Origin of the sequence: Bacillus sp. AR2-1 (genome assembly GCF_008368755.1) — a bacterium.
GTDB lineage: Bacteria > Bacillota > Bacilli > Bacillales > Bacillaceae_G > Bacillus_A > Bacillus_A wiedmannii.
Genome location: NZ_QORY01000012.1, coordinates 146,585 through 154,503 on the forward strand (window position 1 = coordinate 146,585; position 7,919 = coordinate 154,503).

General features: G+C 34.1%; 6 protein-coding genes and 1 pseudogene. 2 read left to right on the plus strand and 5 right to left on the minus strand.

Annotation, left to right across the window (positions count from 1 at the left end; genetic code table 11):
• Positions 1 to 7 precede the first annotated feature (7 nt).
• From DT250_RS15585 to DT250_RS15595, 3 genes and pseudogenes are all read right to left on the minus strand, one after another.
• Positions 8 to 877: a sigma-70 family RNA polymerase sigma factor gene (locus tag DT250_RS15585; protein WP_149213316.1), complete on the minus strand. Its 870-nt coding sequence runs from the start codon at positions 875 to 877 to the stop codon at positions 8 to 10.
• A pseudogene (locus DT250_RS15590) lies at positions 855 to 2,179 on the minus strand (phytoene desaturase family protein). The gene DT250_RS15585 and the pseudogene DT250_RS15590 overlap by 23 nt, the downstream one beginning before the upstream one ends.
• Positions 2,180 to 2,344: 165 nt before the next feature.
• Positions 2,345 to 3,877 carry an SMI1/KNR4 family protein gene (locus tag DT250_RS15595; protein ID WP_149213317.1) on the minus strand — a complete coding sequence of 511 codons (1,533 nt, stop codon included), beginning with the start codon at positions 3,875 to 3,877 and terminating at the stop codon, positions 2,345 to 2,347.
• A 225-nt stretch (positions 3,878 to 4,102) separates the two neighbouring features.
• Here DT250_RS15595 and DT250_RS15600 point away from each other — a divergent pair, with 225 nt between their 5' ends.
• Positions 4,103 to 4,735 (plus strand): cupin domain-containing protein, encoded by a 633-nt coding sequence (locus DT250_RS15600; protein WP_046955871.1) that lies wholly within the window; start codon positions 4,103 to 4,105, stop codon positions 4,733 to 4,735.
• Between the two features lie 642 nt (positions 4,736 to 5,377).
• Here the strand turns inward: DT250_RS15600 and exsJ are convergent.
• Complete coding sequence (exsJ, locus tag DT250_RS15605; protein WP_179952845.1) at positions 5,378 to 6,643, minus strand: exosporium protein ExsJ; 1,266 nt, start codon at positions 6,641 to 6,643, stop codon at positions 5,378 to 5,380.
• 478 nt (positions 6,644 to 7,121) lie between these two features.
• Here exsJ and DT250_RS15610 point away from each other — a divergent pair, with 478 nt between their 5' ends.
• The gene (locus DT250_RS15610; protein WP_088063353.1) at positions 7,122 to 7,406 is read left to right on the plus strand and encodes a DUF4183 domain-containing protein; all 285 of its coding nucleotides are present in this window, start codon (positions 7,122 to 7,124) and stop codon (positions 7,404 to 7,406) included.
• 60 nt (positions 7,407 to 7,466) lie between these two features.
• Here DT250_RS15610 and DT250_RS15615 read toward each other — a convergent pair.
• Positions 7,467 to 7,919: DUF4183 domain-containing protein (locus DT250_RS15615; protein WP_149213318.1), on the minus strand; the 453-nt coding region annotated here is incomplete at its 5' end.

Here is a 7,919-nt window from a genome sequence, read left to right on the forward strand (position 1 = left end):
TCTTTTTTTATACCGTTACATTTAAGTGCATAAGTTTTTTAGGATTAACCATCATATAAATGTTTGAGATTTTCTCATTCTCAAATGTAAATGAAAGCACATAAGTCACTTTATTATTTACTTTAACAATAACACCTGGGGCTCCATTTACCATCTTATAATCAACATTGTACTCTTCCGGGAACTTCTTCCCAATTCCAAAGAATAAACGTATAATTCTATCTGCAGAATAGATTGGATGGATTGCAGTTGTAGCTTTACCACCACCATCAGCTTTTAATATCGCATCTGTTTTTAATACTTCTAACATGCCTTGTACATCCCCACACTGCAAAGATGATACAAATTTCTCCACATAGGCAGCCATCTTCTTCGTACTTAATGTTGACTGCTTCGGCTTACCCAAAATACTTTTCCTTGCACGTTGAAAGATTTTTCGGCAGTTCGCACTACTCTTATCTACAATTGAAGCGATTTCTTCGTATTCATAACTGAAAACCTCTCTTAATATGAAAACAACTCTCTCTACCTCAGACAATTGTTGTAAAAGTAATAAATATGCCGTAGAAATTGATTCTTTCATTACAAATGACTCTGATGGATCATCAACCTCTTCCACAAATGGCTCTGGCAACCACATTCCGACATATACGTTCCGTTTATGTGCTGCCGAACGTAATTTGTCAATTGAGCGATTTGTTACCATTTTACATAAATAGGCTCTCATATTTTCTATAGTTTGAACGTCCTCCATATTATTAAGTGATATAAATACGTCATGGACGATATCTTCAGCATCCATAACACTCCCAAGGATTCTATATGCTAACGAAAATAATAATGATTGATACGTTTCATATAATTGCTCCGTTTCCATGATGAACTGCCTCACTTTCGGATTGCTTTAATATGTGTAACGCTGCACGTTTTCCGCTTGCCACCGCAGCATCAGCTAATATTTCATCATGCCCAGCCCAATCTCCTGCAACATAAACACCTGGCATTCCAGGTATGTTAGGGCCTGGTTTTTCAACACGGTCAATATGAGGAAAATCATATACTACCGTTATTTTCGGTAAATATTGCTGTGCAACAACTTCTCTTTTCCAATTCGGATGTAACAATTCCATCATATTTTCTAACTGTTCTTTCTCTTCTTGAATATGATTCAGTTCTAGTACAGGGTTATGGTATTTAATTAGACTCACTACAATTGATCCATCTTCACTTAATTTCGCTGCTCTCGATTGATTCGTGAAAAATATAGGTTGATCTAATCCCAATGCAAAATGATGTAAAGGATTCGGTAATTGTTTTAAACCAATATCTAACGCTTCCACGGTCACTTGTATAGATTGTTCACTCCATTTTTGCAAACTTGTTCCTTCTGTACCTTTTATAATTTTACATGCCTCTTTCGGTGGAGTTGTTACAATGACTGCACCTGCTTCAAATACTTCATCGTCAAAACATTGTATTCTTTGTTTTCCTTCACAATGCTCTATTTTTAAAACATGCTTTTTAGCCAGAAATTGTACACCACTAGTATTCGCTATTCCTCTTAAATTTGTTATTATCGTCTCCCAACCACCATCTACATAAAGTACTCCTTCTTTCATAGAAAGCTGTATTTGCTTTAGTACGGAAGATGCTAATTGTATTGTAGGAGCATACGTATATGTTGTTGTTCGGCATAATGCATAAAATATATTTCGAACCATTGGATCTTTAATTTCATTTTCTGCCCATGTAGTTAGGCTCATTTTCGGAACTTTTCCTACATCTAAGTTTCCTAAATGAATCATAAGACGAGCGAACTGTACTTTTGCAGACCATGAAAGTAACGGTGTTGATAAAATGGAGCGAAAATCTGTTGGAATGGTATAAATATCCCCTTTCCATATTCCATTTTCCATATTCCATGTGCTTTTGTAGATGGGATTCCACCTGGAAGGTTTACTCCTAGCTCATTAAAAGTTATAAACGCTTCTCCACCTCTATATAAAGCATGTGCACCAAGATTCATACAAATGCCGTTTTTATTTATAGTCATCCCTCGGCCGCCGAAGTGACTGGACTTTTCTAATACAATAACTTTCCTTCCAGCTTTCGCTAAATATATAGATGCTGTTAATCCAGCAAGCCCACCACCAACAATTGCTACATCAAAATTTTTCATAATAAAATCCCTCCTTATACGTTCTACATACAAGACGAACGATTAAGGGGGGATGTGACATTCAGTTACACATAATTTATTTCACCTAACCACTTTATTGCAGTATCAACTGTCAAACAGTTTCACCTTCTACAAACAAACTTATTTACATAATAATGTTATTTTCTAATCAATTACATGCTGGTGCCAAATTTCACTTTCTTCTTCACTCATTCCTCCAATTATTTTTGAAAAATCTATATTTCTATCAAACGAGTCTTTTAACATAAAAAATTGTTCAAACGTTCCTGTAAATATTTCTAATGAATACGAACAACAAATCGTTTCAAGGTTATCAATTGTTGCGCCATCTAATTCTAATTCCTTTAGCCCATTCATTTTACCTAATGCCGCTCCATCCTTTACCTTTGTATCTGTCAATTTTATATTTTGAATTGACGCATTGTGTTGAAAACAATTTAAATTAGCAATGATGCTATTTTCAAATTCAATTGTGATTAACTTATTTAAATTTTGCAAAACAAGCAAATCCAATTCACTAACATTCTCTAAACCTAAAATATATAAATGCTTTAAATTATCTACTTTCGAAATCGCATAGAGCTGCTCACGATTTGAAATATGTACAGAAAGCGATTCTAATTTTTGAAACTGCGGTAGCAACGAAAAATCTTGAATACTAGTATGTGTAATATTTAATTTTTTTAATGATGACATTTCTACAAGTTCCGATAAATTATTTATCTTCGTATTCTTTATATTCATTTCTTGTAAGTGTTTTAGATGTATGATTGGCGTTAAATCTTGAACCGGATTATTAACTAAATATAACTTCTTTAAAGAATTCATTCGTTCTAATCCTGCTAAATCTCGAATTTCATTTCCGGATAAAATTAGTTCTCTCACTTCTGTACACATCTGTAATGGACTAATATCTACTAACCCTTTTCCACCTAAATATAATCTCTTCTCTCTAATAAACCTGTCTGCACGTTCAGATGCACCCACTATACATCTCCAATTCTCATCTAAACTATCGTACCAATCATTAACGTTATTTTCAGATTGAAATATAAATTGGGGCTGTAAAACAGGTAATTCAATATTAAATAAAGCGTCTAAAAAATGTATATTATCATTAGCACCATAACTCCAATATAAATAATCTTCCTCTTGATGAATGGTGAAATTTTTATTTTTTAGCGTTTGTAAAATAAATAGTAACAAATCTGAAATTCTATTTGCAATTACATATTTCACTTCTTCATCTCGTCCAAAATTAATAACTTGTCCCACTTTCCCCTTTTCATCTGGATCAACATCTATTCCTAAATTGTTACCGCCATAATCTTTACTAATAGGTATCCAATTGTGATTCACATATCTTTCCTTAATATATTCTGTTGGTATTGAAAATGCATCAAAATTAAAAAAATCATCCTCTTCAATTCTTTTCCATATTCTCCACTCATCCAAAACTTCATCTAACGAGAGAAATGGCAAACCAAAAAACAACCCTGGTCCTGATTTATCCTCACCGTTATGTGCAAGATAAAGATTACGTAATTCATCTGGAAACGCAATTCCCATTTCACTTTCGGCATATTGAATTTCTTCTATTGTTGCAGGTGCATTCAAAAACGGTTGAAAGTAATTTTTTAATTCAACTTCCAACTCTTTTAAAATAGTATGATTCATTTTCTGCACTCCCCTTGTACTCCAAATTAAAAAAGCGCTATCTTTTACATTAATTGTAATTAATAGCACCTTTTTTCGCAATGCAACTCTTGTAATTATAGTGCATTCAAATGAACATTTTTATCACTTTACAAACCAAGGGCAGCAACGCTTTCACATTTCAATAACTAGACTCATATCCTAAATTCAAATTGCATGAAAATATAAGAAAGGCGGGTAATACAAATGACTTCTAATATCGACTACACTTCCCCCTCAACCAATTTCACCCATGATTTAAATAAAAGTAATTTTTTTAAGAAAGATGCCCAAAATTATATAAACGTACTTGGCATAAAACAATTAAATACTTTAGAAAATACTTCTTTATTAGATATCTATTTAAGTACAGGAAATGTTGTAGAGCCACATATTCATCAAAATGCAGCTGAACTTGTTTACTGTATTTCAGGATCTGCTGTTGTTTCCTTACTTAATCCTTTTACAAACCAAATATTAAACTTACCGATAAAACCAGGGCAAGTTGCCAACATTCCACAAGCGTGGTGGCATTATGAAATTGCTACAGCAGATGGTACTCACTTATTAGCTATTTTCAATGCCCCAACCCCAGAAGTTATTTTTGGTTCTGATATTTTAAGATTAACTCCCGCTAATATGATGGCTCATACTTACTGTCTCGATGAACAACAATGGAAACAAGCGATATCCCCTATTCAATCCACTACAGTAATTGGTCCTCCAGCAAACTGTAATCAGAACCGCGGCACGATAACCCCAACAACTCAGCCTCCTAACCAACAACAAAATTTATATTACCAAGATTCATACTATTTCCCTCTTTACTGGGGATATTAATTTATTTCATTAATAGACAATTATTGATCTCCTCGGAAAATACGTAGGAGATTTTTTATTGTATATCTACCATTCCTATTTTTTTCGTAACAATTAATAGAGTACATACATATACTATTTATATATTTAATTGGAGGTGATAGTACTATGAGTAATTATAACTATCGAAAAAACTACTCTAATAATAAAAATAGTAGTTCATCAGCATCCTCTCAGTCTTCGAATTCTCAATCTTCCAATTCCCAATCACAAAGAGATTTAGCCGAACAAGGCTATGTAAAGAAAAAAGGATGTAACTGTAATAAAAACAAATAGTTTATTACTAATTTGAACTATAACATTTCAACGCTCACGATAAATAACTTTCTTCCCTTGTATACCGTTTATGAAATGGATGAATTCTATTTTTAATAGAATTCATCTTTTTTATTTATAGGTAATTTTTTCAAATCATTTAACTTATTCCATAAATAATAAAGTATAAATCATGCATTCTGATTTTTCTTATATACTAACTTCACAAAGAGTAATTTCTCAATTAATTTATCACCTATCTTCCCATAAAATATAGCCCCTCCTAATAAACTTAGGAAGGGCTATATACAAATGCCAATTTAAATTTCAAACAGACATTGTAACAAATTAAACGATATTAATACCTGCACTTACAAATCCAGCAACTGCAGCTATTGGACTTGCTGCTGTTAACGAAACATATAACAGTATTTTATCCCCAGCTGCTACTGGAATAGCTTCAGCTATGATCCCTGATGCTGTAGAACCAATCGCTATTGCGGCAAATGCTGGTGTTAATAATAGAGGTGCGCCTTGTACTGTAAACGTATTACTTGCTGCTGGTGCAGTTAATATTTGTATCTGTACTTGCACAGGTGATATTGGAGCTAATGCAGCTGTTGCACTAAAGAAACCTGCTAATGACGTAATAGTTCCTGCACGTGGTGCTACAAATGCATAATCACCTACACCTAACGCTAAAGTGATACTAGTTCCACCAGTTAAAGCTACGCCAGGCTGACTAAATCCAAATCCAAGAAGAGTTCCTGTATTAGCTACTAATGCGTTAACTAACGCAGATGGTGTTGTACCTGAAGCGAATGGAATAATAGCTCCGCCACCTGTTGCTCCTGTTGCTCCTGTTAAGCCTGTTGCACCAGTTAAACCTGTTGCTCCTGTTGGACCTGTTGGACCTGTCGCTCCTGTTGGACCTGTCGCTCCTGTTAAGCCTGTTGCTCCTGTTACTCCTGTTGCTCCCGTTGGGCCAGTTGCTCCTGTTACTCCTGTTGCTCCACCAGTACCTGCTGGACCTGTCGCTCCTGTTGGGCCTGTTGGACCTGTTGCTCCTGTTGCTCCCGTTGGACCTGCTCCGGTTCCTGCTGGACCTGTTGGACCTGTTGGACCTGTTGGACCTGTCGCCCCTGGAGTAGCATTGATTAATTGAATTAATAAATTAAAAAGAAGTTGTAAAGTTGCAGAATCAACATTTGAGTTGCAGGATATAGGGATAAGATCTAAAGCGAAGAAGAATTGTGCAAGGGCGCTATAAAATTGTTGCAATAATGTTGACAATTGTCCTAAATTAGGTGCTGGAGATTGTAATAAAACTATAATACTTTGAGTTAATTGTTTCAAAAAATTAACTTCTGGAGAAGGTAATAAGGAATTTAAGAAAATTAAAAATTGATTAAATAAATCGAGTAACACTAATCTGTTTGCATTACTTGGATTTGCAAAAAATGCTGAAATAGCTGATACTAATGAGTTTAGTAAAGTAATTAATTGACTTAATTGTTCCCTAGTAATAGGAACTGACTGTGGATTTTTACAACAATCTGCTGAAAAAACAATCGGATTGCAGTTATTATGATCAAAACAATCATTATGTTTCATTTATTTCCTCCTTACTTTTCTTATAGTTGAGTGTTTTCCTATTCTAAGTACTATAAAAGATGCGATTGAAAAAAGTAGTTGAGTTATATGTTTCTCTTAAAATAGGAAACATGAATGATAATCAAACTTGAAAACGTTATTTAATTATGTTCATGACTCACATATTAATTATATGTTTTTAATAATTGACTGCTTAGATTAAACACCTAAACTTAAGAGTTTATTTTATTTTTCCACGTTTATCCCTTAGAGCCAAAGACACATTTTAAGTTGAATACAAAACTCGAATTTACGATTAATATACATTCCGCAAGTAACAACATCATTTTTTCATATAAGTAAAGAACATTTCTTTACTAAAATTGGGCTCACCTTATAAAGGGGAAGCCGTTTCTATTATAAAAAACTCTCATACAATATAGTGGACAAGTTATTTTATACTTCGTTCTAATAAAATATTGTAAGGAGTGAGAATTAATTGCCAATCATCCAACCATTTATGGCATCTAGAAGATTTACATCTACACTAGGAGCTGGAACAGGTGCAGCTTTTGCAATTGCTGCTACAGCTTGTTTAAACGATGCTGGTACTACTGCAACTGCTTTTCCGACTTTTACGTATTACAACTTTTATGTAAACGGCATTCTTCAACCTAGTGTGAACTCCAGTATTACTACTGGACCTACTGGTGCTATTACAATTCCTGGCGGAGATGCATTAGACGGCGGAATTCCAATTACAATCGAATTTATCGTCACTTAGTTTATCTACTTTAATGTAGAACAAAAAGACAGATTCTTTTTATTTAAGAATCTGTCTTTTTTAATTAATAATGATGAATTGCAAAATAATTGAAGAACCTTGCGTTGGTGGTTGATTATCCAATAAAGTTAGCTGACCATTACTAACCTGATATAATGGTTGTGGTTGAAGTATTCCATTAATAAACAAATTAATATAGGAAACCTCATCAGGAGGTAATATGTGTGTTGTACCATATTGAGCTATCCCATCTGAATCTGTATATATAAGTTTTTCTCCATCTGAAAAAGTGTAAAATAATAAATTAGTTGTTGTTATTGGTCCAATAACTCCAGTTGGACCCGTTGCCCCTGTTAAACCAGTCGCACCTGTTACTCCCGGTGATCCCGTTAAACCGGTTGGACCTGTTACTCCCGGTGATCCTGTTAAACCAGTTGGACCTGTTACTCCTGTTACTCCTGTTACTCCCGGTGATCCTGTTAAACCAGTTGGACCTGTTACTCCCGGTGATCC